The 26,390-nt window shown below is 40.7% G+C and carries 30 protein-coding genes and 1 pseudogene; 20 read left to right on the top strand and 11 right to left on the bottom strand.

The window, feature by feature from the left end; translation table 11 throughout:
• Nucleotides 1–24: 24 nt before the first annotated feature.
• Nucleotides 25–1,023 carry a hypothetical protein gene (locus C3F38_RS26305; protein WP_139108061.1) on the bottom strand — a complete coding sequence of 333 codons (999 nt, stop codon included), beginning with the start codon at nucleotides 1,021–1,023 and terminating at the stop codon, nucleotides 25–27.
• A gap of 872 nt (nucleotides 1,024–1,895) precedes the next feature.
• Between C3F38_RS26305 and C3F38_RS23900 the strand changes: the two genes are divergently transcribed.
• From C3F38_RS23900 to C3F38_RS23880, 4 genes are all read left to right on the top strand, one after another.
• On the top strand, nucleotides 1,896–2,393 hold the full coding sequence (locus C3F38_RS23900) for a DUF4334 domain-containing protein (protein ID WP_055317720.1): 498 nt from the start codon (nucleotides 1,896–1,898) through the stop codon (nucleotides 2,391–2,393).
• A gap of 156 nt (nucleotides 2,394–2,549) precedes the next feature.
• The gene (locus tag C3F38_RS23895; protein ID WP_158006785.1) at nucleotides 2,550–3,434 is read left to right on the top strand and encodes a LysR family transcriptional regulator; all 885 of its coding nucleotides are present in this window, start codon (nucleotides 2,550–2,552) and stop codon (nucleotides 3,432–3,434) included.
• Nucleotides 3,435–3,537: 103 nt separating this feature from the next.
• Complete coding sequence (locus C3F38_RS23890; protein WP_103791737.1) at nucleotides 3,538–4,650, top strand: NAD(P)-dependent alcohol dehydrogenase; 1,113 nt, start codon at nucleotides 3,538–3,540, stop codon at nucleotides 4,648–4,650.
• Between the two features lie 85 nt (nucleotides 4,651–4,735).
• Nucleotides 4,736–5,404 (top strand): N-6 DNA methylase, encoded by a 669-nt coding sequence (locus C3F38_RS23880; protein WP_055317717.1) that lies wholly within the window; start codon nucleotides 4,736–4,738, stop codon nucleotides 5,402–5,404.
• Nucleotides 5,405–5,477: 73 nt separating this feature from the next.
• Here the strand turns inward: C3F38_RS23880 and C3F38_RS23875 are convergent, their stop codons facing one another.
• Genes C3F38_RS23875 through C3F38_RS23860 form a run of 4 tightly spaced genes read right to left on the bottom strand, consistent with a single transcriptional unit; the run spans nucleotide 5,478 to nucleotide 9,509 of the window.
• The gene (locus C3F38_RS23875; RefSeq protein ID WP_103767439.1) at nucleotides 5,478–7,190 is read right to left on the bottom strand and encodes a hybrid sensor histidine kinase/response regulator; all 1,713 of its coding nucleotides are present in this window, start codon (nucleotides 7,188–7,190) and stop codon (nucleotides 5,478–5,480) included.
• Nucleotides 7,187–7,690 (bottom strand): molybdopterin-dependent oxidoreductase, encoded by a 504-nt coding sequence (locus C3F38_RS23870; protein ID WP_055317715.1) that lies wholly within the window; start codon nucleotides 7,688–7,690, stop codon nucleotides 7,187–7,189. Before C3F38_RS23870 ends, C3F38_RS23875 begins: the two co-directional genes overlap by 4 nt.
• The gene (locus C3F38_RS23865) at nucleotides 7,683–8,669 is read right to left on the bottom strand and encodes a glycosyltransferase family 9 protein (protein WP_192802297.1); all 987 of its coding nucleotides are present in this window, start codon (nucleotides 8,667–8,669) and stop codon (nucleotides 7,683–7,685) included. The genes C3F38_RS23870 and C3F38_RS23865 overlap by 8 nt, the downstream gene beginning before the upstream one ends.
• Nucleotides 8,670–8,675: 6 nt before the next feature.
• Nucleotides 8,676–9,509, bottom strand: a complete 834-nt coding sequence (locus tag C3F38_RS23860; RefSeq protein WP_103767438.1) for a helix-turn-helix domain-containing protein — start codon at nucleotides 9,507–9,509, stop codon at nucleotides 8,676–8,678.
• A 648-nt stretch (nucleotides 9,510–10,157) separates the two neighbouring features.
• Between C3F38_RS23860 and C3F38_RS23855 the strand changes: the two genes are divergently transcribed.
• The 10 genes from C3F38_RS23855 to C3F38_RS23810 all read left to right on the top strand — a co-directional run bounded on the left by C3F38_RS23855 (nucleotide 10,158) and on the right by C3F38_RS23810 (nucleotide 18,064).
• The gene (locus tag C3F38_RS23855) at nucleotides 10,158–11,606 is read left to right on the top strand and encodes a UvrD-helicase domain-containing protein (protein ID WP_055316116.1); all 1,449 of its coding nucleotides are present in this window, start codon (nucleotides 10,158–10,160) and stop codon (nucleotides 11,604–11,606) included.
• Entirely contained in the window at nucleotides 11,600–13,327 is a 1,728-nt protein-coding gene (locus tag C3F38_RS23850) for a TraI domain-containing protein (RefSeq protein WP_055316115.1), read from the top strand. Before C3F38_RS23855 ends, C3F38_RS23850 begins: the two co-directional genes overlap by 7 nt.
• A 58-nt stretch (nucleotides 13,328–13,385) precedes the next feature.
• On the top strand, nucleotides 13,386–14,417 hold the full coding sequence (locus C3F38_RS23845; protein WP_080479032.1) for a site-specific integrase: 1,032 nt from the start codon (nucleotides 13,386–13,388) through the stop codon (nucleotides 14,415–14,417).
• Nucleotides 14,418–14,913: 496 nt separating this feature from the next.
• Nucleotides 14,914–15,774, top strand: a complete 861-nt coding sequence (locus tag C3F38_RS23840) for a DUF6387 family protein (RefSeq protein ID WP_104456928.1) — start codon at nucleotides 14,914–14,916, stop codon at nucleotides 15,772–15,774.
• Nucleotides 15,775–15,989: 215 nt separating this feature from the next.
• Nucleotides 15,990–16,238, top strand: a complete 249-nt coding sequence (locus C3F38_RS23835; RefSeq protein WP_000616796.1) for an AlpA family transcriptional regulator — start codon at nucleotides 15,990–15,992, stop codon at nucleotides 16,236–16,238.
• Entirely contained in the window at nucleotides 16,235–16,546 is a 312-nt protein-coding gene (locus tag C3F38_RS23830; protein WP_049101087.1) for a hypothetical protein, read from the top strand. Before C3F38_RS23835 ends, C3F38_RS23830 begins: the two co-directional genes overlap by 4 nt.
• A gap of 14 nt (nucleotides 16,547–16,560) precedes the next feature.
• Nucleotides 16,561–16,947 (top strand): hypothetical protein, encoded by a 387-nt coding sequence (locus C3F38_RS23825; protein WP_103767436.1) that lies wholly within the window; start codon nucleotides 16,561–16,563, stop codon nucleotides 16,945–16,947.
• Between the two features lie 16 nt (nucleotides 16,948–16,963).
• Entirely contained in the window at nucleotides 16,964–17,251 is a 288-nt protein-coding gene (locus C3F38_RS23820; protein WP_103767435.1) for a hypothetical protein, read from the top strand.
• A gap of 94 nt (nucleotides 17,252–17,345) precedes the next feature.
• Nucleotides 17,346–17,636, top strand: coding sequence for a hypothetical protein (locus C3F38_RS23815; protein ID WP_000041809.1), 291 nt, complete (start codon nucleotides 17,346–17,348; stop codon nucleotides 17,634–17,636).
• Between the two features lie 47 nt (nucleotides 17,637–17,683).
• Nucleotides 17,684–18,064 (top strand): hypothetical protein, encoded by a 381-nt coding sequence (locus tag C3F38_RS23810; protein ID WP_103767434.1) that lies wholly within the window; start codon nucleotides 17,684–17,686, stop codon nucleotides 18,062–18,064.
• 919 nt (nucleotides 18,065–18,983) lie between these two features.
• Here C3F38_RS23810 and C3F38_RS23800 read toward each other — a convergent pair.
• The 4 genes from C3F38_RS23800 to C3F38_RS23780 all read right to left on the bottom strand — a co-directional run bounded on the left by C3F38_RS23800 (nucleotide 18,984) and on the right by C3F38_RS23780 (nucleotide 21,522).
• A complete protein-coding gene (locus tag C3F38_RS23800) occupies nucleotides 18,984–19,388 on the bottom strand; it encodes an H-NS family nucleoid-associated regulatory protein (protein ID WP_103767432.1) in 405 nt (134 codons plus the stop codon).
• A 154-nt stretch (nucleotides 19,389–19,542) separates the two neighbouring features.
• Entirely contained in the window at nucleotides 19,543–20,010 is a 468-nt protein-coding gene (locus C3F38_RS23795; RefSeq protein ID WP_103767431.1) for a DUF4756 family protein, read from the bottom strand.
• A 128-nt stretch (nucleotides 20,011–20,138) separates the two neighbouring features.
• On the bottom strand, nucleotides 20,139–20,813 hold the full coding sequence (locus C3F38_RS23790) for a hypothetical protein (protein ID WP_103767430.1): 675 nt from the start codon (nucleotides 20,811–20,813) through the stop codon (nucleotides 20,139–20,141).
• A gap of 403 nt (nucleotides 20,814–21,216) precedes the next feature.
• Nucleotides 21,217–21,522: a hypothetical protein gene (locus tag C3F38_RS23780; protein WP_103767429.1), complete on the bottom strand. Its 306-nt coding sequence runs from the start codon at nucleotides 21,520–21,522 to the stop codon at nucleotides 21,217–21,219.
• A gap of 535 nt (nucleotides 21,523–22,057) precedes the next feature.
• Between C3F38_RS23780 and C3F38_RS23775 the strand changes: the two genes are divergently transcribed.
• Both C3F38_RS23775 and C3F38_RS26300 read left to right on the top strand, forming a co-directional pair.
• The gene (locus tag C3F38_RS23775; protein WP_047413302.1) at nucleotides 22,058–22,822 is read left to right on the top strand and encodes a hypothetical protein; all 765 of its coding nucleotides are present in this window, start codon (nucleotides 22,058–22,060) and stop codon (nucleotides 22,820–22,822) included.
• Nucleotides 22,823–22,989: 167 nt separating this feature from the next.
• Nucleotides 22,990–23,163: a hypothetical protein gene (locus C3F38_RS26300; RefSeq protein WP_158251921.1), complete on the top strand. Its 174-nt coding sequence runs from the start codon at nucleotides 22,990–22,992 to the stop codon at nucleotides 23,161–23,163.
• On the opposite strand, the gene C3F38_RS23770 is transcribed toward C3F38_RS26300, so the two are convergent.
• Complete coding sequence (locus C3F38_RS23770) at nucleotides 23,156–23,371, bottom strand: hypothetical protein (RefSeq protein WP_103767428.1); 216 nt, start codon at nucleotides 23,369–23,371, stop codon at nucleotides 23,156–23,158. The genes C3F38_RS26300 and C3F38_RS23770 overlap by 8 nt on opposite strands.
• 61 nt (nucleotides 23,372–23,432) lie before the next feature.
• Nucleotides 23,433–23,702, bottom strand: a pseudogene (locus C3F38_RS23765) (H-NS family nucleoid-associated regulatory protein); the annotation flags it as partial.
• A gap of 317 nt (nucleotides 23,703–24,019) precedes the next feature.
• On the opposite strand from C3F38_RS23765, the gene C3F38_RS23760 reads away from it, so the two are divergent.
• The 4 genes from C3F38_RS23760 (at nucleotide 24,020) to C3F38_RS23745 (ending at nucleotide 26,390) form a co-directional block, all read left to right on the top strand.
• Nucleotides 24,020–24,586 (top strand): hypothetical protein, encoded by a 567-nt coding sequence (locus tag C3F38_RS23760; RefSeq protein ID WP_103767427.1) that lies wholly within the window; start codon nucleotides 24,020–24,022, stop codon nucleotides 24,584–24,586.
• 15 nt (nucleotides 24,587–24,601) lie between these two features.
• A complete protein-coding gene (locus tag C3F38_RS23755; RefSeq protein ID WP_047406832.1) occupies nucleotides 24,602–25,132 on the top strand; it encodes a membrane lipoprotein lipid attachment site-containing protein in 531 nt (176 codons plus the stop codon).
• A 10-nt stretch (nucleotides 25,133–25,142) separates the two neighbouring features.
• On the top strand, nucleotides 25,143–25,418 hold the full coding sequence (locus C3F38_RS23750; RefSeq protein WP_103767426.1) for a hypothetical protein: 276 nt from the start codon (nucleotides 25,143–25,145) through the stop codon (nucleotides 25,416–25,418).
• Between the two features lie 165 nt (nucleotides 25,419–25,583).
• Nucleotides 25,584–26,390: a hypothetical protein gene (locus tag C3F38_RS23745; RefSeq protein WP_103767425.1), complete on the top strand. Its 807-nt coding sequence runs from the start codon at nucleotides 25,584–25,586 to the stop codon at nucleotides 26,388–26,390.

The raw sequence follows: 26,390 nt of genomic DNA, 5'->3' as shown, positions 1-26,390 counted from the left end.
AATCCTTTCCATTTGTATTTTGTGTTAGCTGAATTTTCTATGTTCGTACAGGCCTACGCCATTTAAATGTTCACTATTATTATTGTATGTGATGTCAAGGCTGACGTCTGATAAGAAACTCATATAGGAAGGCGTTTTTTGGTCTGATTGTACATTGTCTCTATCGCGCCCTGATAACCTAGAATACTCATATGTTTCTTGTATTCTTTTTGGATTTTCAAATTTCAATGAAAATTTATTATCACCTTTTTCCCATGATACTTGCAAAACACCAGGCTGATATTTCCCTGCCGAGTTTTTATAGAGTTCTGATGGTGTTACAGACACAGTGGCATCTTTAGAAAAGGACAGGTGCTCTTCTATTAGTTTTCCATTCTTTAGTAAAAACAAGAAGACAGGGAAGTTGGTATTTTTAGGCCTTAAGTTTGCGAATACTATAGTGTAGTCATTAATTGATACACGACCCCAATACCATTCTTCCATAACCTGCCCAAGATCACCTTCACCCCAGTTGTGGTCGTGGTAGCCATTTCCTTTGAAATCATGTTCTTTATTGTCATAAATTAAACTGCCAGTTACTTTTCCATAAGGGATTTCAACAAACCAACTTAAATAAGGGGGGCTGTCTGAACTATCTGGGCCAGATAAACTTTGGCAGTGGTTTTCATATGTTAACTTTGCGGATAGGGACCCAGTTGTTATATATATTTCATAAGTTGATGGGCCTCCGTGAAGAGTGCTTTTACCTATTTTTACATTACATGAATTTTCATCTGCGTAAAAGTCACCATCATCAACAAATAGTTCTTCAGAGATGATCATGCCGTTTGGTTTTCTTATTCTTATTTGGACGCAGGCTTTGCTATTTATATAGCTTTTTGCTGGGCATTGAAAATGCAATTGAAAGGCGGTTCCGTCATCACTTTGTCCGTCAAAATACCACCACTCATAACTGCTTTCTTTATTCAATGGAATGCGCACTGCATCGTTTTTACTTGAGTGCTCTTTATTTGGTGTGTTCATGGTTGTTCCCTTCTTATATGATGAAAAACATAATCTAAGCATGGAGTTGAAGCATGCGTTTATGGGAGTGATTCCAAATCTAAATAGCAGTGCTTAGTCGTTTGTCTTGACTCAGTCAGCACCACCAGCATTAGTCTTCATTCTCCCCCATGGGATTAGCGTATGGCTGTTCTTCACATTCCGCAACTGTAAATTGGTACAAAAAATATTAATTTAAAATACGCTATGTAATTAAATGTAAACAGATTGATGTATCCCATCATTATAAGTTTACATAATTGTCTTGCTCACAGGGGTATTTCCCTCAGTTACTGATAGCCTACAACCTCTCTGAATTCAAGGGGGAATACTGGATAAGTTAGGGCTGAGGCAGGAGTTACTGAGCGAGAAAATGGTTCATGTTTATGAAGATACTCGGTGCAAAATCTGGGGCTAGGGCTATAACCAAAGACACCCTGTTCTGAGTTGTGATGATGACCCCGTCGAGATTTACTGAGAAGTTTGCCGGTTGCCAGAATACCTAATCAACATGAAACTGACTATTCCTGAGTATGACTGGATCCTATTCGTGGAAAGTCCTTTAATATTAGTGAGTTACAGTTATATCTATACCAGGGGCTGGTCAGTTACGTACATGACCTTGGGGCTTTTCTATATGTTTTTGATATGGAGTATTCGAATTTTCGTCTTTGATATATGTCACTTGAGAAGCCATTCTCTAGTAGTGGATGAGCAATTTAGTGTCAGGTTTCAGTTCTCAAACCTGCCGCGCTAGAGAGGAATGCTATTTGATTCCAATATCTAATCTCTCATTTCTCTCCAAGGGGGGGGAGGCATCACTCCCAGAATGAACTTATAGCGAAAGGATTCTTATGAAAGCGAAAGAGAAATTTGAGCAGCTTAAAACAGCGAAAAATCTGAATGACCAAGTGCTGTTGGCGTTTTATGACACACTCCCTTCAGTGTCGATTGGGGAGGCTCTGGGCCGTTGGAAAGGTGGTGATTTCCAGACTGGGCACTGGTGTAATGCAACTATGACCGAAATGAATTGGTATGGAAAATGGTATCGTAGCAAACTGGATGCGGTTCCGCTTGTTTGTTATGACGAGCAAGGTCGGTTGACCTCCAATAAAAGCATGAAAGGAGAAGCATCTCTCTGGGAGATTGAATTCCGCGGAAAAATTTCAACCACCATGGTTTATGATGGAGTGCCGATCTTCGACCATTTACGTAAGGTAGATGAAAACACCCTATTTGGTGTTATGGATGGTAAGGCCTTCGAATGGCCGTACCCTGATATTATTGACAATGGTAAATATTATTTCTTCTTCCTCGAGCGGGTTGATAGCTTCCCCGTTGAGTTTGTCTAAAGCGCAAAATCTATAAGCTGCAAACATGGGGGCTAGTGGTTGATTCTATTGTCCCCTTTGAGGGGCTTAAATGCTTTAGCACAATCTGGATCTACACTTCAGGCTTACTAGGGATTAATCTATCTGGCATTAATCGGATTAATTAGAGCTATGATAATGAAACTAGATCCTCGAATAGTAGTGCAGTTTGTAGTGATTGCAGAAGAAGCCTCCTTTACACGTGCGGCAAGGCGTTTGCATGTAGCTCAGCCCTGGTTATCGGGACGCATTAAGAGGTTTGAAGAGCAACTGGGCTTTTCTCTATTTGTTCGGAATGCCCATGGTATTGAACTGACGAGTAAGGGGGCCGCATTGCTTGAGGTGGCACACAGTGTTGAGTTATCTATGACAGCTACTGAGTCTGTAGCTGCCAAGTTGCGACGCGCAAATCAAGAGCGTTTTAGTATTGGCATGCCTCCATACAGTTACCAGATTGCCTCTAGGAATGAAATTATAAATCGCTTCTCTAAACTGAACCCTGGTGTTCATGTTGAACTTGATGTTGGCTGGTCGCCTTCATTAATAGAGAAAGTGTTGTCGGGATTGTTGGATTTGGCTTTTGTGCCAGGCGATATATGTAACGAAGAGCTCGAAGTAACAAGACTCTGCCAACTTCGAATTGAACTGATGATGTCGGCTAAGCATCCGCTTGCAACTAATAAAGAATTGATTTCATCCGACCTTAAGCAGTACACGGTTCTTGTTTTCAATAGGGCGCTTAATCCTGCATTGTTCGATTCTATTTTTTCGCCGTGGGAGGCTATTGGAGTCAATCTTGTTCCATTTGTCGAGCTAAATCAGGATGTCCTTGAACGTGTACATTCATCCGAGACAATTGTTATTGCCTGCTTCGACTTGAAGGATGACCTACTCAACAAGGACGTGCTTATTAGAAAAACGATTGTGGACAGCAGCTTAGTTCCATTTTCGTTGGTCCGTAGGGCGGGCTGGTGTTCTCCTGAGTGCAATAATTTTTTAGCTCTTGCTAAAGACCTTGAGTAAATGACCTTCCATGGGCAGCCAAAAAAAACGATTTCATGTAGTTGATATTATTACGGTTTAACTGTTTGCATGGTACACATTAAATCAAACTAATAGGAAAGAAATGAAGATCAAAGCCATCGTTACCAGCAAAGAAACACCATTCTCATTGCAGGATGTCAACCTTAGGGAACCGGATATCGATGAAGTTCTGGTACGGATCATTGCCTCCGGAGTTTGTCATACAGATGCCGTAGTCCTCCGGGGGGATGCGCCTCTTCCGCTTCCTGCTGTTCTTGGCCATGAAGGCGCTGGCATTGTTGAGCGCGTTGGCTCAGCAGTTACAGAGGTTGTACCGGGGGATCATGTAGTAATTGGTTTCTCATATTGCGGATATTGCGATAATTGTAGATCTGGTAAGAATGGAGCCTGTGAGGATTTTGTCCCTTTGAATTCATCTGGTGTGAATGGCCATCATCGAACTCCTCTATCAACAATGGATGACACGCCCCTATCCTTGTTCTTTGGTCAATCTTCATTCGCTGCTTACAGTACGACTTCTGCTAAGAACGTTGTAAAAGTGGATCGCGATGTGGATCTACGCCTGCTGGGCCCCTTGGGGTGTGGTTTCATGACGGGAAGTGGCACCATACTGAACGCCTTAAAGCCCGAACCTGGTAGTTCAATCGCAATATTTGGCACTGGCGCAGTGGGCCTTGCTGGCATAATGGCAGCGCAAATTGCTGGCTGCAGTAAGATTATCGCGATTGATATCCATAGCCAACGCCTAGAGCTGGCACAAACTCTGGGCGCTACACATGTGGTCAATAGTATGAACGAAGATGCTGTGGCTCGTATTGTTGATATCTGTGGCAAAGGTGCTGATTTTTCAATGGATACTACGGGAATTAGTGCTGTTCAGATACAGGCTATTCGATGCTTACGCGTTTACGGCACCATGGCAGCGGTTGCCGTAAGTAATAACGAGATCTCGCTCAACTTAGCCACAGACATTGTTGACAGAGGGCTTACAATTAAAGGGGTGCTCGAGGGTGACGCTATGCCCCAGATATTTATACCAAGATTGTTGCAGTTTTGGCGGGAGGGCAAATTTCCAATCGAAAAATTGATCCGTTTCTATAAGCCTGAGCAGGTGGAGCAGGCTTTTGCTGATTCGAACTCAGGAGATGTCATTAAGCCCGTTCTTGTATTTGATCACTTATATATGCCTGTGTAAACATACCCGTTTTAGTTCCAGGTGTTTTTTGAGATTCCGGCCAAATTGACCTTGGCCCAAAATCAGCGTCACGACCGAGTTCACCATGCTGACGTTTACTGAAGTACAAAACCAATTCATCAGCCTATTTGGCCAAACGGCACGCTACCATCACCGATACAAAGTCTTTTCAGATTTTGTTCAGTGCGGTGCGATAGCGGTGCATAACCGCTTTTGTCCGGACGAAGAGTTGGAGCAACAATACATGACGATAATCAAAGGTTATGAGCGTGAGGATGTCGAGCGCCTGGCACATTTACTTGCCCTGGTACGAATAGCACTGGCCGCTGAACCTTGTGATTTTTTGGCAATGTCCTTCATGAAGTTAGAGCTCGGTGATAAATATCGCGGGCAGTTTTTTACCCCTTGGTGCGTAGCGTCCATGATGGCCAGGCTGCAGTTCACTGAGTTGGAACAACTGTTGCCGACTCAGCCGTTCGTGACGATCAGCGAACCGGCATGTGGGGCCGGCGGTATGATGATCGCGGCCGCAGTCGAGATGCAGGCTTTGGGGTATCCGCCACCAAAGCATATGTGGGTCTCGTACGTTGATATCGATGTAGTAGCGATGTCGATGGCGTATATCCAGCTGTCTTCGCTTGGCATTCCTGGAGAAGTTGTGTTGGGTAACGCACTAGCAGATGAACGGCGATTGGTGATGTATACCCCGATGCATTGGTTGGAAAAATGGCCACTTCGCTTACAAAATTCGTAAGCAATTAATTGACTATAATCGCCCCTGAGTGGGGCGATTTATTCTTTATCCCGTATAAATTTCGGGTTGTATTTTATGAGTCTAAATCCTTTGCCAGCACTGACTTTATGGCTTTTTTAATGTCATTCAATCTCACTGGCTTGGTTAGAAATTCAACATCTTTAATGGGGCTTTCGTTCGTATATGCACTGATAAAAATGAATGGCGTGCTTTTATTTGGGCCTTTATTTTCCTTGACCATTCTATACAACTCGTCACCTGTGATAATAGGCATTTGTAGATCACTCAAAACAAGATCGAATGATTTTCTATATAATTTTTTCAAAGCTCTTTCAGGAGAGGTCGTATACTCTACTGTAAATTCACTTTGAAGAATTGATACCAGTGCTTCACATGCCATTTCATTGTCATCGATAATTAAAATGCTGATGCCTTTAGCTGAGAAGGATTCATCTTCCATATCAGTAGTAATGTCAATATCTTCAGGTGTTGAAAACTCAATGGGTAATGACACTGTAAATGTGCTTCCTTTTCCGATGTCACTTTTTACATCAATTGTTCCGCTCATAGCTTTAACAACACCATGAACAATAGCCAAACCTATCCCAAAACCAGGGGTTTTATTATCATTTCCAACACGGATGAACGGGTAAAATATTGTATCAACTTTGTCTTTCGGAATTCCTTGGCCTGTATCTTTGACTGTGATGACCAACCTGGACTTATCGTGGATGGTTGCATTTATCTGCACGCGACCATTCTCAGTATATTTTATGGCATTGGTGACAATATTCTCTATGATTTGCATGACCCTTGACGGATCGCTTTTAATATATGTATCTGAAATGTTATCTATGCTTACACTAACATTCTGCTTGTTTAAGATGGAAATGCTTTGCTCGACAGTGTCATGGACAACTTTACGTAAGTTAAAGGATGATTTTTTTATTTCAACATTGCCATTATCTACTTTGGCGAACTCAGCGAGGTCTTTCATCTGACGTTCCATTTTCATGGCAGCATTCTCTAATCGCTCAAAGTGGTCGAATGCTGTAGAATCTTTTTTCTGAATAATCACCTCAACCGACGAAATTATTGCCTGAAGTGAAGTTCTCAACTCGTGGCCTAGCACGCCAAGAAACGCGTTTTTGTTGTTGAATGATTTCTTTTCGGACTCTAATTGATTGTTAATTGACTTTACTTGTCGATATGAAATAAAAAGCATCAGCAAAAATAGGAAGTACAGTGTGGCAATTGGAAACTTCATTGAGTTAGCTTTGTCGATGTAGTCCTGCTGAATTATGTTTCTTTGCCTGACCTCTGCATGGTCAGATATTACCACTAGATCTTTGTTTTCTTGACCTATTAATTCAATGTTTTTAAGTATGATCGAATAGTCAGGGGTTGGTTTATTTAGTTCAGTGTCGATATTTTCAAGGTTGGCATTTATTTGCTCTACCGTTTTGGCATAGCCAGCTTCTTCATATAAATATCTAGTTGAAACGCTTTTAAGCAACAGCACATTTGAGCTTGAGAATAGGAGGTCAAGTTCGGTTTGTAATTCTTCTTTATCGCTGTTACCTAACCGAAGCTGGCGCTCAACTTTTGCATTAAATCCTGCTAGCCTGATCGTGAATTTAGCGATTGCCCAGGCGTAGTTCTCTTGAGGTCCCGCTGAGTTCATATTATGGCTTGTGGAGAAGTACTGTTCATACATCCACACAAATCCACCCGTTAGCACCAGGAAAACTAATAAGTATTGAATAATAAGCCTTTTCAGTTTCATTTTTCTAATACCGTTATGCCGCTGACCTGCCAAATATGACGGGCTTGAAAAGTAGGACTATTAAGCTTATCGTAAAATTTGTCCATCGGGTAAATGACGAAGTATGGCCCAAAGTCTCTAACTTTCAGAGGGTTACCATCCATTTTGTTTGCCAGCAGAATGTCGAATTGTTCTATGTCTGAGACTGGGATATCGACCCAGTAATCATTTAATGCCCTCATTCTTAACGTTTTCCCACGAGCACCAACAAGTTTCAGCAAGTCTTTGAATTTTACGCCTTCAAAATCAACAACGCGTCCCGGAACAGTCCAGGAAGTTGTCGTCTTTATGTGGTTTTTTTCCAGCGTGTTGAACTCTTTTGCTGATAAAATGTATCCACCCCCATAGTTTTTTTGAGTTATGTCTCCATCAATGTAGATATCTCCTGTTTTTGCGAAAGAGGGGGCGTTAATAAATAAAAAAACAAAAAGAGATAAGATTAGTGATGTTAATTTACGCATAATAATCCTCAAATTCCTTATCGATCAAGTTGAGTAAGAATACATTCTCACTGTTATGTATCCCCTCGGTTTTATTATTTCCTATATATATAGAGGTACAGTTATCATAGTATAAGCTACGGAGTTCAGGTCTCACTGTTGTGAAAATACTGGTGGTGGGTATTCTAAACCCCGCGCCAATATGCAAAGCTGCAGAATCACAAGTGTAAAGGTGTTTCGCATTTTTAATGATGGACGTAAAGCAAGTTGTGTTTTTAGATAATTCAGTGATGTCTTCGTAATTATCATGATTGACGTCACTGAATCCTAAAACTTTAACCCTAAATTTATCACTTAGATAAGATATTATTTTTTTATGATATTTCTTGGGTATGCTTCTTATTTTTGTACTAGCGTATGGGCAGAAAAGAACATACTCGCCCAAATTTAAATTTTCAAGAGGTGCCTTTTTCAGCCATGAGTTAATTTTTAAACAGGCTGACACTTGGCTGTGTTCTATACCTAGACTCCTTAAAAAGAAGTCATGCATTTCCAGTGTATTGAAATCTTTCCAATATAGTTGATTTCCGATATCTATGACTAGATCTGCATCGGTAGCCCTGGTAATTTCAAACGGCATGTAGGAAATGTCATCTATTATATGCTTTGCGAGCGTATAAACTTCGTTAACATAGTCAGGGCAGTTTTCAGGGCGTATGATTTTGATGACGATGTTTGGATTGATTTTCTTTATTACATGTAGTGCTGATATACCTACAACGGAATCACCCAGGGTTACCCCTAGTCCGTTGATAATGGTGAGGTTTTTTACTTTTGAATAGTCAACTGATATTTTACTGATTGCATTATTATGAATAATAGAGTCTTTCAAAGGGGAGATTTCCCCACACGGATTCTCTTTACCCACCCCATAGGGAGACACTATGTATCTTCCATCAAGCAATAGACTTCCTGTATAGGTCAGTAAATTATCATTCATAATGATTCACATGGGAAAGTGTTTATCTACCAATGATTTTATCACACTGGCCCTTATAGGTTTCTCGTGAGGGCCTGTTATATCATAATCATTTATAGCACTTGCGATTTCGCTATCTACGATCCCTGATAGTTGCCCAGTAAGTACTAGTATCATGGCGTTATTATTTTCCGCTTTTCTTATCTCTTTAATTGTGTTGAAAACGGTTTTTGTCCCAACAACCCAATCCAAAATATAGGCATCATATGGGTTATTTCTCAGGCTCTCCTCTAATGACTCAATATCATAAAAGGCATCAACCAGATACTCATTGTTTACGATGATTTCTTTGAGGCTGTCAACGATATTTTTGTCATCATCAAGAATTGCGATTCGGTGTTTTTCCTCATTTTGCTTCTGAGGATATAATTGAATCATTTCAATGTTGCGTTTCGAATCAAATAAAACATCATCTTTTATATCGCTAGTATGAAAAACAACCCATTCATCATTAATTTTTAAGGCAGAATATTCAGTTGCATCATTAGCGATCACATTAGATAGATATATCTTGCATTTAATATTGGTCTTGCCATCATTCCAGATAGCATCATGCACTTCATTTATTGAATAACTATATATATCAAAGAAGTCACTCATCCTCATATCGATTGAATCAATGACTTTAACCAGCTGGGATACCTCCCAATTTGAGGCGCCACTCATCTTTTTTTGTGCTGCAGCTGTTGTGATGTCCAGTACGTGGCTCGTATGGCTGATGTGTTTTTGCTTTGGAATACCTTTCATCGTCATCGCTTTGGCAATGACTTCCCCCAGGGCAGTTTTATTGTTGATTACCATCTCCCACCTTCAGCCTGTTTCGGTTTAAAAAACAGGCATCATTCTACACTCCAGGTTGTTTAATTCAAGAAAATCGCACCCTTGTATATCGTAAAACGATTTATATAATCATAAAAGTATCATTTATGTTGACATGGGGTCAGTGTGGTTGTTAAAAAGGAATCTGAGTGTGGAGGCTCGCGGTGCTTGACTGAGACTTCTAAGCGTTATGTTCATCTTCTTTCGGAAGAGCATAACGCTCAGGTGATGCTATAGCGCACAACACCAGAGAAAGCGCCCACCCAACGTTTGGGGAGTAATCCATACGATGCGGAGGGATGCGCAATAATCTTGAGGGTGGACTTTTCATTTGTGGATGCATTTTGTGAATTGTCGGAACGCCCCGTAATAAAATCACCTGATATTCGTTGTTCTTGGCACCAGGGAAACCTGATAAAAACACCATAAAATAATGAGTTGTTGGCTTTGGGATTGCCTTCGGAGGTATAGGCTTTCCCATTGTTTTTGCCCTAAGAGACTCCAGCAATGAGGGGTTGATAACTGTCTATCAACCTGAAAACGGCTGACTTCGGGAAAAGGTTTTTCTGTGGTGCTTGCCGTACTGACCTGCGCAGGATAAGCGCCGGTCAAGTTTACGGAGTGCTGCTTATGTCTTATTGTGATACGCCTGAACAGGCCGCCATCATTGGTTGGTCCGGCCATCGCCTGGTGGTCAGAGCGTTTGCCGGCACCGGCAAAACGTCAACATTGGTCCGCTTTGCGCAGGCTAACCCGAACTGCAAGATGCTCTATTTGGCCTATAACCGTGCAGTCAGGGATGAGGCCGAGCAGAAATTCCCGTTCAACGTCGAATGTAAGACGTCGCATCAACTGGCGTGGCCTAACTTCGGGCGCCATTATCAGCAGCGGTTGACGGCCAACCTGCGGATCACTGACGTGGCCCGTCAACTCAATACCCGCCATTGGCCGCTGGCTCGCACGTCCATCACGACCTTTAACGCCTTCCTCTGCAGCGGGGATGGCGAATTGGGTCTGCAACACTTGCCTGAGGAAGACGCCCGCAGTGGTTTGTCGCCCGATAAAATCCTGGCAGCGGCGCAACTGCTCTGGCGTGAGTCTGCACGCCAGGACGGCATTTTCCCTGTCACCCATGACGTTTACCTCAAGCTGTATCAGCTCTCGCAGCCCGACCTTTCCAGGCGCTGGCAGACTGTCCTTTTTGATGAGGGGCAAGACGCGAATCCGGTGACGCAGTCACTGGTGCTGGCGCAGTGCTGTGATGTGGTGTTGGTCGGCGACCGGCATCAACAAATTTACCGATTCCGTGGCGCGGAAAATGCCCTCGATGCCCCGCAGCTGGTCGATGCGGATCAACTTTACCTGACTCACAGCTTCCGCTTTGGTCCGGCCGTGGCCCAGGTGGCCAATATGCTGCTTGCCCGACAAGGCGAAACGCTATCTGTGGTCGGGGAGGGGGGAAACGACAGGGTTGTAGAGTGCATACCTGATGACGTGAAGGGACAGCCTGTTGCCATATTGAGCCGAACGGTGGCCGGAGTCATCGGCGCTGCGCTGGATGCCAGTCTGGCCGGCAAGACGGTGTATTGGGTCGGCGGTATCGCCGGCTACAAGACCGAGGAGCCGGAAGACCTCTACTGCTTTTCGGCTGACATGCCTGAGCGGATGCAATCTTCGCGGCTGGCGCGAGAATACCGCAACTTTGAGGAATTTGAGTCGGTTGCCAGAGCAACCAGGGATGTTGAGATGAACCAAGGGCTTCGGTTGCTTGAGCAGTACTTCCCGCTGCCACAAAAGCTGCAGGTGATGCGCGAGCATGCAGTGACTGATGAACGCCAGGCTCAGGTAACCGTTTCGACGGCGCATCGAAGCAAAGGGCTGGAGTGGCCTGTGGTGGTGTTGAATCATGATTTTGCCGATATCACAGATCCTCTGATGGCCGACTGCGAACGTACCGATGAAACCAACCTGCTGTATGTCGCGGTGACTCGTGCCCGGCAAATGTTGGTACTGAATGAATTGCTGCAGATGTTGATGGACAGCGCGAGTAATGACCTCGCCGGAGGTCTGGCATGCTGAAGGCCATCAAAGAACTGCTGGTTGGAACCCGGGCTATGTCGGCAAATCCAACGGCAAGCATTTCAGCCTCTCAACATCCTGTAGGTTATTTTATGCCGGCATCCGCAGAGCAGCTTTTGAGCACGGCCTCTCGTCAGCAGTGTTTACAGCAGCTGTGGGAGAACAGCGCACTGCCCAAAGATCTCTATGAACATTTCTATCTGCAACCCTTGAAGCAGCTTGTTACGCTGATGCAGGTACTTCCGGCCGCGTCCCAGGGGGAGTATGCCAGGGAAGGAGGGTTGGTCGATGTTACCCTGCAGACGACGACATATGCGGTTCGACTGGCCAAGGGGCACATGTTGCCCCCAGGGGCCGCGCCCGAAGAACAATCTGCCCAGAATGTGCAGTGGAATGTCGTGGTGTTTTATGCAGCGCTATGGCACTACCTGCCGCTGTTGAGCCAGCTGCAGGGCGAGTTCCAAAGTGGCCGCACCTGGTTACCTGGCTTGACGGTGCCGGGTGAATCTTACCGTTTCCGCTTCAGGGCAGCCCCGTCAGCCCCGCCCCTGGCCACAAGTCAGAGCGCAATGATTGCGGCACGGCTGCTGCCTGAAGAGCTTATCGAATGGCTGTCAACACTACCGGCAGCGATACATTCGTTGATGACGATAGCGTCCAGGCAACCGAGCACATTACCTGCAATTGACGATATTACTCTGGAGGCGGCCAAACTAGCTCGTGGCGATGGTTTGGCCGTATCGCTTTTGCCGATATCCAACCCCGACACATTGGCAATAGCCTTACCGTCAGTGGCACCGGTGACAGAAAATACCACCTCTTCAGTACTCGAGACTGATTTGCAAAGCGCAGTCAGCAGTACCCATCCTCCTCTTGCTCAGGAGCAACTGCTGGCAGAGACATTAGATCAGCCCAACAAAAATACACTGTTAGTCACGGAAGTGTTACTTAGCTCGGCCCTGGATGCGCCGGCCATCGATAAGCCTTTGGCTGAGATGGTCCTGGCACCAGAAACAGTGGCTGGTGTGGAAGAGGATATGCAGGCTCTGTTGTCATTAATGGCGGTAGAGGTGTCAGTACCGACTTGCCTGGATAACCAAGAAGAGGGAAACGCCCCTCAGAAAGAGAGCCTCCTTCCTGAAGAAAAGCAGGGGTCGGTACATGACATAACTACTGTAATTGAAGATGACTGTGTTTTACCAGGCGTAATAGAACCGGAACTATTAAATAGCACGGAAACAACGACTATTTTAGACGCTCAACATTTATCAAAGGCTCCAGGGTTGGAAGAAAATAGCGTGGAAGGTATTTTGAATGCAGAGAGTAATGTTGGGAACGCCTTTCTACAGTGGTTGAGTCTTGGGATAAAAAAAGGTGATATATCTGTTAATACTATAGGTTCCAGGGCACATATTGTTAGTGGTTTCGTGTTTCTCTGCGTTCCAGATATTTTTCATCTGTATATCAAAGAAAATAATTTGGAGCGTAGTGACCGAAATGCTATCCAAAAAGCATTTGAAAAACTGGGTAGACATCGGATCCGTAAGGGGCAGCGATTCTTTATTGGCCATCTTTATGAAAAGCCTGAGGGGGTGGGCACATATCGCCGTATCAATGGTTACCTGATTAAGGCAAATAGTTTGTATGGTGGGACACGCGTGCCAGAGGACAGTCAGTTACTCGTGATCCCGTGGTTTTTTGATGCAGGGAGAATCTCATAAGTGTTGGGTAAAACTGACGGATTGTGAGTGGATAAATTAACTCATTCGAGGTTATGAAATGAAAAGTGAAGAAAAGATGCATGACGAGTGGGAGTTCTTGCTCGAGGAATATTTTTTTACCAAACAGCTTCGTTCAGCAACGGAATGGAGTTATAGGAAAGTAGCACTGACATTTACGCGTTTTATTGGCGGAACTATAACACCCGCTATGGTGACGCAAAGGGATGTGTTGCTTTGGCGTCGGCATCTGTTAAAGGAGAAAAACCGTTCGGTACATACATGGAACAATAAGGTGGCCCATCTGCGGGCAATATTTAATTTGGGTATTAAAAAAGCGTTGGTTCAGCACGGTGAGAACCCTTTTAATGGAACGGTAGTTCGATCTGACACTAAGAAAAAACGAATATTGACGAAGTCTCAATTGACCCGTCTTTACCTCGTGATGCAACAGTATGAACAGCGGGAGAAGGAGAGAAAACCAGTGAAGGGGGGAAAGTGCGCACTCTATCCTACCTGGTTCTGGATGACGGTATTAGACACATTTCGATATACCGGTATGCGTAACAATCAGATGATCCACATCCGCCTGAGAGATGTGAACATTGAGCAAGGTTGGATCGAACTTCGACTTGAAGGTAGCAAAACACATCGAGAGTGGAAAGTACCGGTGGTTCGTCAATTAAGGGAGCGAATAGAGCTGCTCATGAAGCGTGCAATCGAGCGAGGTGCGGGTCAGCATGACCTGCTTTTTGATGTCAAACGGTTCACCAATCCACGGAATACTCATTACATCTATGACGAGAAAAACGTTCTGCAGTCATTTCGTAACTTCTATCGTCGGTTGTCCAGGGAGAGTGGCTTCGATATTTCCTCACACCGTTTCCGTCACACACTTGCCACGGAGTTGATGAAATCCCCGGACAGAAATCTAAAACTGGTGAAGGATTTGCTGGGTCACCGTAACGTCAGTACCACAATGGAGTATATCGAATGGGATATGGGAGTAGCAGGAAGAGCACTAGAACAGGAGCTTGTTTTACATACGGATATCACCGCTACGAAAAGCTTACAAAGCTTGACACAGGCATGATTTGCTGTGAATACCACCAGCTATCGAGAAAAGGACGCCTGTGCGGTCACACAGGCATCCTTTTTGAGGAATTCAACTTACAACGTCGCGGTAGTAAACAGTTACTCTGTTATCGCTTTGACAAGTCGATTCCATATTAACCACCCGTTAAAGTTCTCATCCTTTAACCAGTGTGCATTGATGCAGAATTAGTGGTGCCCGGACTCGGAATCGTAGTTTTTATTAACTATATGAAAAATATGTAAAATAATCATAATTACCTTAAAAATACCAACAAATGTACCATCAATTTATAAGCATGATTGCAAATAAAGTCAATTATATTCAATTGGTTATGACAACATACTCTGCCAAACCTCACTGAACAATTGTCAAGTCTGGACTGATTGTTCAGCTGCTTTTCCCTGCTCTATTCAATAGATTACCGCCACCAAATCCGATATGTTTACTCATAACATATCAAAGCGATAAGTAAAGCCAGAAGGATAGATACCTCATGACCAAAGCGGAGATCGCCAGCGCTGTTAATGAATGGTTCAATATTGAAAACTACAGCGTCCTGCAAAATTTGACAGTAGAACAGCTTTTCCAAGAGATAGAGAACAGGATTGTCGCCTATCGTATGGAACAAAATCGGGCTGAGTTGTCTCCCGAAAACCTTAATAGGCATCAGAAATATTACGAAGAGTTGATTGAAGGTAAAGTCGTCTTTGGTGATGTTTTCGGTGGACCAGAAAAAAGACTATCTTCCAGCTATGCCATCAAGCCTGTAACACACCAAGGGCTATGGGAAGTGGCGGGTTATGTTGCGGCTTTCGATAAATACGTTAACCCGGAAGGAAAACCCCTACCTCATATGGAAGTCTCGCACCACCTGAAGGAAGCCGAGGTAAACAACGAAGGGCTGATGCTGGTTCAAATTAATCTGGCAGAAACATCACCCGAAGAAATCATCAATCACCTGAAAGTCATGGTTCCTGAGTGGAAACAGCAGCTACAGGCTCCTGAGCCTCCAGCCAGAGATTTTCGCTTTGGGGTCAGCAACCTTAAAAAAATACTCGATTACAACATTATCCCTATCATGGACCTGCTGTACTGGGCGCAGGATGAAGAGGTCAGGATTGGTATGCCACAACTGACCAGCTTTTTATACCCTGATGAGTTTAAAGACGGTATCCGTGATGTAGATAAGGTGAAGTCAACAGATCATCCTCTAGCAGTTAAGTATCTGACAAACCTTGCTCACTATCGCTCTTTTGTCGATTTTACATATAGATACGACGACAGAAGACACTGGAATATTCAGGATCTAATCAGAGCGGAACTTGGTAAGGATGAGCAATCCGATCAGGACTGATCTTCCAAAAGGCGGTGTTTTGCGCAATGTAAATATCGCCTATATTCACTAAGACTGAACATACCCTATTTTTCCCATTCCAAAAATCTGCGTAAAAAACTTATCCCTGAACGTCCCTCCTAAATCACAAGAAAAATCCATACAATTATCTCATCGAACAACACACCATAAAACGAAATATCATAGGTATTACGGGAAAAATAATGGAGGTAAATATGATTCAAACCAATAAAGAAAAACACCCGAAACTTATACGGTTGCCGGAAGTAATAAGAAAAACTGGATTTGGCAGGACATGGATTTATGAGCTTATAAAGGCTGGAAGATTTCCAAAGCAAGTAAAGATAAGTGAAAGGTCTATTGCCTTTATCGAAAGTGAGATTGATGAGTGGATTGAAAAAATGATTGCGAAATCTCGCTGCGTATCTGAATGCAAACATTTTAAACAAAAGGGGAATATATGAAAAGTAAAAACGTACTGCCTTGTGTGGTGACTGTTACGAATGATGAGACAGAAGTATTTATGGAAATGGCAATAAATAACTTTAGAAAACATCTTCAGGTCATGATTGATTGTATGGGGAATGATTATGAGCGCCATTTTAAAGACAGACGTTATATTGAAGAAGTGATTGCTAAAGTGATTGAGCGAACAAAACAAGAGTTTGCTGAATCAATGAAAGATAATAAAGGGAAAGAATATTATCTGTTCTTGGATGAGGTGAGAAGGAATCTGAGAGTTATTTATTCTGCGTATCGTACTAACTATTAATGAGAGAGGTGAATATGAACGAAAAATGTTTAGGCTGGAATGAAATACCCGTTAAAATATCCGCAAGTAATGCTGAGACAGCAAACTTTGCTACTGATGTTGTAAATGTCTACAATGAGTTTATACATTACTTATATTACAATCTAAGGGAGGATGCTTTTCTGAAAAAATTGAAGGATGGATTTTACAGGGAGATATTCATAATGGATATTATGAATCTCACGTTACAGGAATGGTTTGAAAGTCCTGAAGAGATAAAGATTAAACACATATCAGTCCCGGAGGTTAAAACTATACTAAGTAGCTATCATGAGTTTTTGATTAAATGTTTTAGTGGGGATGGTTACGTTCTTTATTACAAAAGAATAGAAATCAGCGCAAATAAACAGCGTGTAATATAAATCAAGAGGTAGAGAAATGAGTGAAAAACTGATAAAAGAATCCCGGAAGGTTTTCATGCATATGGCAAGTTTATTCTATGAAATGAAAATAAATACGCTTAAGGAAATTCGTCCCGATGAAGTTGATGTGTTAATGGAAGATGATGCATTCATGGAAGGCATTTATAAAGAGAGCATTAAAAATGCAGGTGCAGCTTTTAAAAAAGTAGTCAGGGCTGAGTATTGTGAGCAAGGGCATTCAGTAAAAATGGTTGATAAGGAGGTGGTATTGATAACACTGCGTGTTAATCATAAAAGAAGATGAGCATATAAGTTTCAAAAATATAGTCCTGTTTAGCCCCGCATATGGGGCTGGAAATAATAAACCAATAAATATCATTTTAAAATGAGGAATCATTATGTCTAAAAATATTGAAATTAAAAATACATCTACTGAGCTGTTCTATGATCTGGCAAAGCGTTCTTTCGAAGCAAGCTGGAAAACAATGCAAGATATGTGTAGTGACAGCATTTCGCACCTTGTTGATGACGCTGATTTTATGAGCGCATTTATACGGCTCACTATTAATCATATTTGTCATAACTTTGAGAAGTTTACTACACAAGAAGGAAATCAAGGAAACCTTACAGAGGTCAACTTTGAAGAGGTTGCAGAACGGCTTGTGCGTAATGCTTGGGTGTTTTGTTAATACTAACTGTTTTTTATTAAATACTAAAAATCGAAAAGAGGATATAGATGAAGAAAGATAATCTGTGTAAAAAAGATGAAACAATGATATTCGCCATTTCAGCAACGCTAATGTTGTATGTGGACAGGATATACAGCATGGCAAGTGTAAACAAAGATGATGCAATGATTTATGTAAATGATGAAGATGTTGTTGAGTTTGCACTACGAATTCACATGAAGGAAGTATTAACTGAGTTTGAGTATTACAAGGCTGCTTATGGGACAGGAAAGGAAAAGTATGAATATATAAATATAACAGAGCTATTAAAAAGGGTGATGTTTTTTCATGATTTATATGTCAAGGATATGTTGATAAGAAATATAAAGTCGGGACGATCTTTTGATGATTATAGTGTGTTGGACTGGGATATGGACATAAATAGATAATATCAGTAATGTTATTCAGAGGGATACATGAGTATATCTAAAATGTGTTACCGGAATGGATTCCGGTAATACGTACTCTGACTATATGAGGTGAAACTAGTTTCTGATGAAGTGACCTATTAGCGAATACGTAAGTGAATTTTCGGAACACACTTAAAAGTTAATAGCCAGTTGATAAAATATTTTTTTATATTAAAAACTACTCGCATTGAAATTTTTGAAACCTATATTCGATTTTTAACTTGATTGACATATTAATGAACAATGTTATATGTAAATAATAAAGTCTGATAAAAAATAAATGAGGTTCATATAAAAAGACTTACTCTTTTTAGTAGAAGACTGAAGGGCGCTTGTGAGAGGTTTTCAATTAGTAACTATATAAGAAAGGAGGTTTCAATGAAAAAAAGAACAGTAAGATTCTTGTCATCACTCAAAGATAATAAATTATATCGATACTTTGATGAACACTTTAACGTTATTACATGCATTAGTGTCATATTTGTCATTGTATGGAACATCTACTTTTATGCTTAAAACCTCCCTTGAGGGAGGCAGACTATTATTTAATAGTGTTATACTGAACATCACTGACTGGGTTTTTATTCTTGGAATAATCTACTACAGAAATACCAACCAGAATAAAGTAAATGACTCCAGCAACAATAAGAAAGAAAACTAGTGGTTTTTTGAGAGCATCATTTTCACCTTTTCTGTTCGGGTGCTTTTTGTTCAAACCCCATAGGATTAAATTTACTACTATGAAAAACAGAAAAAAAATTGCAGATTTTGGGTGATCTGAATAGATTATATCGAATAGGACAGTCATATCTTTCTCATATTCGTATCGTAAGAATTAAAGTGAAAAGCATAGCCGACAATATTACATTGGCGGCTTTTAATAAAAAATGTAATGAGATTAAATCTGGAAATCTTCCAGTGTTTTACCTGCTTCAATAGCAGCCACTATTGCTTTCGGAGTACGGCCCTGACCAGTCCAAGTCTGCTCATTACCGTTATCATCTGTATATTTATATTTAGCAGGGCGTGGAGTGCGTGTCGATTTGGTTTTAGGCTTAGTGGAACCTACCGCTGAAAGTAGCTCCGCAGGATCGATACCATCTTCTAACAGTTTCTGGCGGAAGGCTTCAAGCTTGGCCTGACGTTGTTCTTGTTCCTTGAGTACTGCATGTTCTTCCTCATGGCGCTCATCCACGATAACAGAGAGTTTTTCCAGCATCTCTTCCAGCGTTTCCAGATCAGTTTCACGAGCCTGTGCGCGAAGTGTACGAATATTGTTCAGTACCTTTAATGCTTCACTCATACTATGCCATCCTGCGTTTAAAATGGGGGATTGAAAGGGTGTGCAGTATTGTCTGATGATCGATTAAAAACACACCAACATATTAATAATATAGTAAATATTAGCATTAGTGCAATCTATTAGAACCATTTCAAACGAAAAGCGAAGGACCGATTTATAGGGCCATTTTTCGTCGTAGTTGACTTGATGGTTCGAACTCTGACGAAATGTTAGAGAGTTGCTCAAGACTCTGTTCAACAGAACGTTGGAACTCAAGAGCAGCTTCTGTACGTTGTTTGATGATAAGAGCGAATAGTTCATCAGGTGTTTTTTCTATTAGTGTTTTTCTGTAGAGCATGGATTCCTGAACCTTCTCAAGGCTCTTGGATGCAATAGCCGATGCATGGCAGATAGGATTAAGTTCTTCAATAAATTTTCCGAGCAGTGATTTTTTCTTTCGGTCTAATCTAAAGAGATCAGTGTGCGCAGATTTAAACTGTTTTGCTTCAATTAAGGGTGAGCCATTGGTTCTTAATCTGCGATATTCATCTCTGTATTCAGACATCGTTGGATATTGTTTTAATGCTTTGATGGTGTCCAGATACTGAATTAAATCATCATTGTCAAATTTTACTTTTCTCATATATACCTCGTTAATAAAATAGTGGATATATTTATATTACGAGATATAGTGTAAGTGTCAAATATAACCGAGAAATAGGAATGATAATATTCAGAAGAAAACTATATTTATTCTTCCTGACCAACATATTAAGGATAATCAACAAAAAGGTCATTTTCTGAAACAGGATCCCAATCAATATCTTCGTCTGGAGTAGAAAGTAACGGTTTATCATCTTCTTTAGGTGCTGTCTCTTTTGCCTTGTTTGTAAGTATCGTATCTTTATAAACGGTGACGAATACGTCTTCTATGCCTTCACTGGTCGTCTTCAGCGACTTCTTAACATATTCTTTCCTTGTGGCATTTAATGTTCTGTACTGGCCTTTCAGGAAGAGATTTGCGTTTATCATAGTATGTTTCCCTTCTAGGACCAGAATACCTTTATTTATAAGCTTCTTCCAGCATTTACACACGTTCGACTTACTCATATTAAGCACTTCTGCGAGTGCCGACTGAGATATACTGGCAATGAAGTTTCCATGCTGCATGAGCTTACATAAGCGGATCATTATTGTGTATTCTGCACCAGACATATTTTTTCCTAGCTTTTCCAGATTATCAAGAAAAGCATGAACATAGGCTATTCCCGGTTGAATATCAGAACTTCTCTCTTTTTTTACATTTACGGTTATTTTATCTTTTCTGTTTCTGTTATAAAAACTGTAAATCTCCAGTTTCTGCTTGTCTGTAAAATGATTTCTGTTTATATATTCTTCAACTTCTTCACTGTTGGAGGTCATTATAGTATTGTAATCAATGCTCATCGGTTATCCTTTTATTGTTACTATGTTTATTCTATTGAATGCAGGATATAATTTTGTCAAAAATAAATGTGAAAAAAGGAAAAATATTACACTTTTGCGAAATAGTGTTCACTTCTTTCTGGGGATTTTAACTATATAAAAGTTTCCACAGAAGAAACTTTGGTTTCCGTATAAGAAACTTCGGTTTCCACAGAAGAAAATTAAATTTCCGTACAGGAAACTTTTTTCGTCAAATCTCATTTAAATATAATAGGTTACACCTCCTTAATACTATAATATGTTTAATAACCATAACGGGGAGTGTGCCGGTTAAAAGGCACCGTCTATTTTTCTGCTATGTTTTTACTTGATGTTATGGACAGCAAGTGATTGTTTTATACAATCCAGAAGCGCTGCTGATTTTTTAGTAAATGTACAATTGTTTTTCCTCTACGTTGTAGCGGCTCCGCCGCAATTCTTTATGGATAAATCCATCATTAACAGGGGCAAGCCCTGTTTCAGCAATGTGATTGTTTTGAACAATCACTGGGTGCTGCTTCTTTAAATATAGTTTTCCTATGCGTTTAAGAGTAAATGCTATATTTTGAAGATAAAATGCTATGTTTAAACATAGGATCAAATTTATAACTGGATGATGAAATGTTCTGGAAAAGATATTTCCTCCTTTTAAATCGATATCAATAAAGCCCTCATCAAGATAGAAATACATATTTCAGAGTTAGGGCGTAGCCGTGCGTCAGCACATGAGCTTCAGCTCATAGATGGTGGTGATTTTCAAAAAAAAGGTGTTAGTGAAATAGAAAGAAATGCTTCGCAATAAAAATTGTGCTCGAAAAAACTAATCATTTTTAATATTGAAACCCCACAAGGCGATCATAAAATCGCCCGGTTTCTTTTAATCCTCTTAAGTATTATCTCTTGCTTCTTGCAAAATTAAATTAAGGAAAAACCGGCCTGTAGCCCTTGCGGTATAAGGTTTAGAGTGAAAATATGCGACTGACTGTACGGTCAGTGTTCCTGACTCTATAGTCAGTATTCCTGACTGCACGGTGAGCTTTCCTGACTTTGCAGTCAGTTTCTATGTCATTTTTTAACTTAAAAACGACAGTGCTTTAAATTATCGTCACTGGATTATTTGCGATTTTTGAAATATTTTCGCAAAAAAATATGCAAAAAAACTTGATATCTATTTTGTGCATGGTATTTAATTTATTATAAATAAAATAACAAGAGGTAATAACATGATGAATGAAATGGAAGTTGACTTGGATTTAGGCTTAAATCCTTTTTGTTTTGAAACAGAGCTAAAGATTGAAACACGAAAGAAAAATCTTACTGTTTCAAGAGGAACAGAGCTTATTGAAAAGAAAGATACAGGTAAAAGCTACTTCGCCAATATCGTGCATACGCAAGAGGTCGATAAAGAAGAGTTCATTAAACTCTATACCTCTCAGATAAAAGCATACTTTGATCTCACGAAAACAGCATACAAAGTGTTTTTCATATTTTTAAGAATATATCAGGATGCGATAGGCAAAGATCATTTCTACCTGAGCTGTAAAAAGGCAATGTCTCTTGCGGAAAAGATAGATCACTTTGTCTTGTCTGAATCTATCTTTTACAGAGGGATCAAAGAACTCATCGAAAAACGTATTATTGCTAAAACCAATGAGAAAAACTGGTATTTCATAAACCCTGCTATTGTCTTCAATGGTGATCGTGCTCGCTTTGTTTCAGAGATTATAAAAAAGAAAGAAGCAATGGTAGAACAATCCGAAAGCATAGTCGTCAATGCCGGCGGCAATAGCACACTTAAAGATAAAAACAGGTCAATTGAAGCAGTTATACAAGAAGTTAATAACCAAGATGACATAGATTTGATAATCGCAAGATTGCAGGCTAAAAAGTCTCAAGGGTTAGTGAAGAGTGAAAGTATAAACGAAATCCCTTCTGTGGAGAACACAAGTCTTGTGCCACCAGAAGAACCGTTAGATTGGGATAATATTTAGTAATTAATTTAAAAACAAATGCAACAAGATCGACTCAGGCAACAAAATAATATATAAATGAATTGTTTAATATTAGATAATAATAAGAAATTATCGAGGTTTCAACCCATTGACATAACTTTATAAAGTGATATTTATAAAGTTTAACTAGATAAAGGATTAGTGAAATGAATGAAGATGATGAATTAATATTTATATGTACTAAATTAGAAAAGTTGTATCAAGTCTATTTTCATATGAGAGTTGATGCGATTACAGACCTTGAAAATAGACTTAGAGAGAAAATAAGAACTGAAATACTTAAAACCTTAGCAGCGCTTGAGGATCTTATAACTAAATAAGATTAGCTACAGGAATGATCTTGGATGCTACCCGATAAATAGCCCTGCCCTTATCTTTATAGGGAAGCTGCTTGTCTTCATCCTTAATTTTTTTTTGAATTTCATAATTGATTGTACTTTTCACATCGGCAGGAAGAGACATATAAAATATTTTCAAAATCTCAATAACGGCTTCTGCATCAGTGGTGTGTGGTTCTTGTCCCAACATATAAATCTCCTAATTATAATAGATAAATATTGAAAAGCCCGGAGGGGCTTTCCATATAATGCTATTTATTCTCAAAATCTTCAAGCGTCTTACCGGCTTCGAGCGCAGCAGCGATAGCACGAGGACTTCGGCCCTGACCTGTCCATGTCTTTTCAGAACCATCGGTATCGGTGTATTTATAATTAGCTGGACGTGGGGCGCGTTTCGCTCCGGTCTTGGAAGAAGATGGGCTGACAGTTGAAAGCAACTCTGCTGGGTCTATGACATCTTCCAGCAACTTCTGACGGAATGCTTCCAGCTTGGCCTGTTTCTCTTCTTGCTGTTTTACTGCTTTATCTCATCCCTGCATAGTCGCCAGTGCCAACATACTCAAGCAAAATGATCTGTAAGATCGATCGATAAATTCATATTGATAGGTATAGGCGATTAAAAAGGATTTATCGATCGGTTTTCTAATTGGTATAATCGATCGATAAATTATATATGATAGTCTATAGCTATCATTTGTTTTGTATTGATCGATTTAAACGATGTGACGAACACTAAAAATAATTCAATTCTATCAATTGATTAGACGATAACTCCTGATCTGTAGGTCAGTGTGCCGGGATTGGGGTATACGAATCTGACTAAATCCTTGAGGAATAAATGAAAGGACATAACTTATTACCACTGGCGGTCTCTCTGGTGTTTCTTTCTGGCTGCCAGCAGCTCAACGATGGCGTGAATACAGTTAATGGAGCAATCAGTTCTTCGTTGTCTTCAGTAGGTAAAGCGCTGGGGGGAATTGCCACCACTCAAAGCCTTGGCCCGGTATCGCCAGTATCTGGTCTTGGTGCTGTCTGCAAAGACTATGAAGAAAATGCGATGGCAGCAGAAAAGAAATGGACAGGCAAAAGGATCTCTATCACCAATGCCACTGTTCTGGAAGTTACGAAGGGCAGAAGTGCCAGCGATATGATGACGGGAATGCCCAAATCTAACCCTAACTATTATCTGCTCTTCAAAACAGCAGATACCAGCTACTGCGGCGGGATGGTCTGGCTGGATTACTACTCTGGTATTGATGATGCAGTTCTTACCTATAAGAACGGCCAGAAAGTCAGCGTTACCGGAACAGTAAACAATTTCGAAGTCCGTGGGTTCGCTACCGTCAACAACGCCGATATGCCAGTTCGTCTGGTTGTGTTGAGCAATGGCACCATCAGCCATTAATCAAAGGAAAAAACAATGCGCAAAATTTTATTCGCTATTAGCCTTGCTTCACTGTTATCAGGATGTGGCGAAAAAGGTGACTTTGAGAAATCGATCAACGCGAAGATTGGTCAATCGAAAACCTGTTTCTCACTGAGAAACAACAATGTCACATTCCCTGTCCAGCTCCCCAAACCGCGATTTGATGAAACAGGCACTGGAACAGGGTCTGTGATCCTCGACGGCCTCGTAGAACAGGGCTTAATGGCCTTTGTCAAAGGTTGGGATAACAATACGGTTGGGATAACAGAGGAAGGTAAACAAGCCAAAATCTGGGATGCCAAAGAAGGTGTTTGTGTTGGTCGCCGTATTGTTGATGAAGTCAAAGAATGGACCGAGCCGGGCAACGGTAATCAGAAAGTTGTTCGCGTCACCTATACGTGGAAATTAACTGATGTTCCATCATGGGTGGACAAAAGCGCATTCTCTGGTGTGAAAGGGATGAACGGACCTGCTGATGGTGCCATGAATCTTGTTAAAACCAGCAATGGCTGGAGAGCCAATTAAGGAAGCCAATATGGAAAACAATATCATCAAATGCCCGTTTTGCTTAAAGGAAAGTCAGAGGGGCGTCCACGTTTGCACTGGTTGCATGGCAACTGTTTTATATGGAGTCTACCCCGGCTGGTATGCTTTCGTGGTTATATTATTGACCTTCGGCCTGTCTATACTGATCGGAATGTCTACAGGAATGGCGGGAGCTACTATCAGCCTACCAATCATCGCGGCTGTTGGGTTTGTAGCTGGTAAGGCAATCTTCTCTGATAATGTTGTTTTCAGAAGAAGAACGTAAATTAACCTTTAAATTTAAACCACATTTTGACATGAAATGTGGTTTATTTATATGGTGATAATGAAATTTGCATATGATATTTGTGCATGATATATGAATGTATACTTTACTTTTCTATTTATTAAATGGAGTTGCAGAAGGTTAAATTACAAGAAGGATTAAGAAATGAATAAACGCTCAATAAAAAAAGATAAATGTGAACTCTATAACCAGCTATGTGAAGATGATTTTTTGTCACCACTGGTGTATGCCGGGGAAATTATAATACATAAAAAAGATGATTATTCGTTTGCTATTCATAAGAGAACAGGTGTAATCATAAGATTTAAAGCTATTGCAAAGTCTAATAACAAAATCAGTCAAATAATAATACTAGAATCAGGTTGTATTTCGTATATAATGAAAGATCTCTCTACTGAGGAAATGGCTATCGGGATAAGTAAGTACAGAGACTTGATCTTACTTTTAAATCGAATTTTACAAGGAACCGAAATGATACAAACAGAAGATAACATTAACCAGTTCAGAAATTGTACTGCTGTTGTATTGAGTATACTTTATCAAAATTTTCCCAATCCAGTAGAAATCGATACTTTCTTCATTGAAGGTGAAGGTCTAAAAAAGGAAAAGAGAGTTCTGGTCAATTATGACGATGAAGTAAGTTCATGGAACAAAAACGGACATACGTCTGAAAATAATCCTGTGAAAGAAACTATTATCGTATACAAAAATACAATCAAGTTTCTTTATGACGAAGGCTATATACGCTGCTCAGAACCTGATTTAGGACCGGGACTGCGTAAATTTTATGATTGTGTTTTAACTTCGAAAGGACTGGCTGCTCTTGGAAAAATAGATGTCGAAAGAAAAGTAAGCTGGGGAGAGAAGATACATACAGCATTGAAGGATGGTAAATATAAGGTGATACAGGATATTGCTCAGAAATTTATTATGGAAGTATTACTACGATAA

Source organism: Serratia sp. SSNIH1 (assembly GCF_002935055.1).
Classification (GTDB): domain Bacteria; phylum Pseudomonadota; class Gammaproteobacteria; order Enterobacterales; family Enterobacteriaceae; genus Serratia; species Serratia nevei.
This window is presented reverse-complemented; position numbering and strand designations above follow the sequence as displayed.

What these genes read in the sequence shown, in the direction of transcription:
- C3F38_RS26300 (WP_158251921.1), top strand. Translation starts at nt 22,990, where the DNA reads ATGAATGAAGATGATGAATTAATATTTATATGTACTAAATTAGAAAAG.
- C3F38_RS23790 (WP_103767430.1), bottom strand. Translation starts at nt 20,813, where the DNA reads ATGAGCATTGATTACAATACTATAATGACCTCCAACAGTGAAGAAGTT.
- C3F38_RS23845 (WP_080479032.1), top strand. Translation starts at nt 13,386, where the DNA reads ATGAAAAGTGAAGAAAAGATGCATGACGAGTGGGAGTTCTTGCTCGAG.
- C3F38_RS26305 (WP_139108061.1), bottom strand. Translation starts at nt 1,023, where the DNA reads ATGAACACACCAAATAAAGAGCACTCAAGTAAAAACGATGCAGTGCGC.
- C3F38_RS23860 (WP_103767438.1), bottom strand. Translation starts at nt 9,509, where the DNA reads ATGGTAATCAACAATAAAACTGCCCTGGGGGAAGTCATTGCCAAAGCG.
- C3F38_RS23770 (WP_103767428.1), bottom strand. Translation starts at nt 23,371, where the DNA reads ATGTTGGGACAAGAACCACACACCACTGATGCAGAAGCCGTTATTGAG.
- C3F38_RS23835 (WP_000616796.1), top strand. Translation starts at nt 15,990, where the DNA reads ATGATTCAAACCAATAAAGAAAAACACCCGAAACTTATACGGTTGCCG.
- C3F38_RS23830 (WP_049101087.1), top strand. Translation starts at nt 16,235, where the DNA reads ATGAAAAGTAAAAACGTACTGCCTTGTGTGGTGACTGTTACGAATGAT.
- C3F38_RS23750 (WP_103767426.1), top strand. Translation starts at nt 25,143, where the DNA reads ATGGAAAACAATATCATCAAATGCCCGTTTTGCTTAAAGGAAAGTCAG.
- C3F38_RS23775 (WP_047413302.1), top strand. Translation starts at nt 22,058, where the DNA reads ATGAATGAAATGGAAGTTGACTTGGATTTAGGCTTAAATCCTTTTTGT.
- C3F38_RS23745 (WP_103767425.1), top strand. Translation starts at nt 25,584, where the DNA reads ATGAATAAACGCTCAATAAAAAAAGATAAATGTGAACTCTATAACCAG.
- C3F38_RS23900 (WP_055317720.1), top strand. Translation starts at nt 1,896, where the DNA reads ATGAAAGCGAAAGAGAAATTTGAGCAGCTTAAAACAGCGAAAAATCTG.
- C3F38_RS23840 (WP_104456928.1), top strand. Translation starts at nt 14,914, where the DNA reads ATGACCAAAGCGGAGATCGCCAGCGCTGTTAATGAATGGTTCAATATT.
- C3F38_RS23780 (WP_103767429.1), bottom strand. Translation starts at nt 21,522, where the DNA reads ATGTATTTCTATCTTGATGAGGGCTTTATTGATATCGATTTAAAAGGA.
- C3F38_RS23760 (WP_103767427.1), top strand. Translation starts at nt 24,020, where the DNA reads ATGAAAGGACATAACTTATTACCACTGGCGGTCTCTCTGGTGTTTCTT.
- C3F38_RS23825 (WP_103767436.1), top strand. Translation starts at nt 16,561, where the DNA reads ATGAACGAAAAATGTTTAGGCTGGAATGAAATACCCGTTAAAATATCC.
- C3F38_RS23815 (WP_000041809.1), top strand. Translation starts at nt 17,346, where the DNA reads ATGTCTAAAAATATTGAAATTAAAAATACATCTACTGAGCTGTTCTAT.
- C3F38_RS23850 (WP_055316115.1), top strand. Translation starts at nt 11,600, where the DNA reads ATGCTGAAGGCCATCAAAGAACTGCTGGTTGGAACCCGGGCTATGTCG.
- C3F38_RS23865 (WP_192802297.1), bottom strand. Translation starts at nt 8,669, where the DNA reads ATGAATGATAATTTACTGACCTATACAGGAAGTCTATTGCTTGATGGA.
- C3F38_RS23895 (WP_158006785.1), top strand. Translation starts at nt 2,550, where the DNA reads ATGAAACTAGATCCTCGAATAGTAGTGCAGTTTGTAGTGATTGCAGAA.
- C3F38_RS23870 (WP_055317715.1), bottom strand. Translation starts at nt 7,690, where the DNA reads ATGCGTAAATTAACATCACTAATCTTATCTCTTTTTGTTTTTTTATTT.
- C3F38_RS23795 (WP_103767431.1), bottom strand. Translation starts at nt 20,010, where the DNA reads ATGAGAAAAGTAAAATTTGACAATGATGATTTAATTCAGTATCTGGAC.
- C3F38_RS23820 (WP_103767435.1), top strand. Translation starts at nt 16,964, where the DNA reads ATGAGTGAAAAACTGATAAAAGAATCCCGGAAGGTTTTCATGCATATG.
- C3F38_RS23880 (WP_055317717.1), top strand. Translation starts at nt 4,736, where the DNA reads ATGCTGACGTTTACTGAAGTACAAAACCAATTCATCAGCCTATTTGGC.
- C3F38_RS23810 (WP_103767434.1), top strand. Translation starts at nt 17,684, where the DNA reads ATGAAGAAAGATAATCTGTGTAAAAAAGATGAAACAATGATATTCGCC.
- C3F38_RS23800 (WP_103767432.1), bottom strand. Translation starts at nt 19,388, where the DNA reads ATGAGTGAAGCATTAAAGGTACTGAACAATATTCGTACACTTCGCGCA.
- C3F38_RS23890 (WP_103791737.1), top strand. Translation starts at nt 3,538, where the DNA reads ATGAAGATCAAAGCCATCGTTACCAGCAAAGAAACACCATTCTCATTG.
- C3F38_RS23855 (WP_055316116.1), top strand. Translation starts at nt 10,158, where the DNA reads ATGTCTTATTGTGATACGCCTGAACAGGCCGCCATCATTGGTTGGTCC.
- C3F38_RS23875 (WP_103767439.1), bottom strand. Translation starts at nt 7,190, where the DNA reads ATGAAACTGAAAAGGCTTATTATTCAATACTTATTAGTTTTCCTGGTG.
- C3F38_RS23755 (WP_047406832.1), top strand. Translation starts at nt 24,602, where the DNA reads ATGCGCAAAATTTTATTCGCTATTAGCCTTGCTTCACTGTTATCAGGA.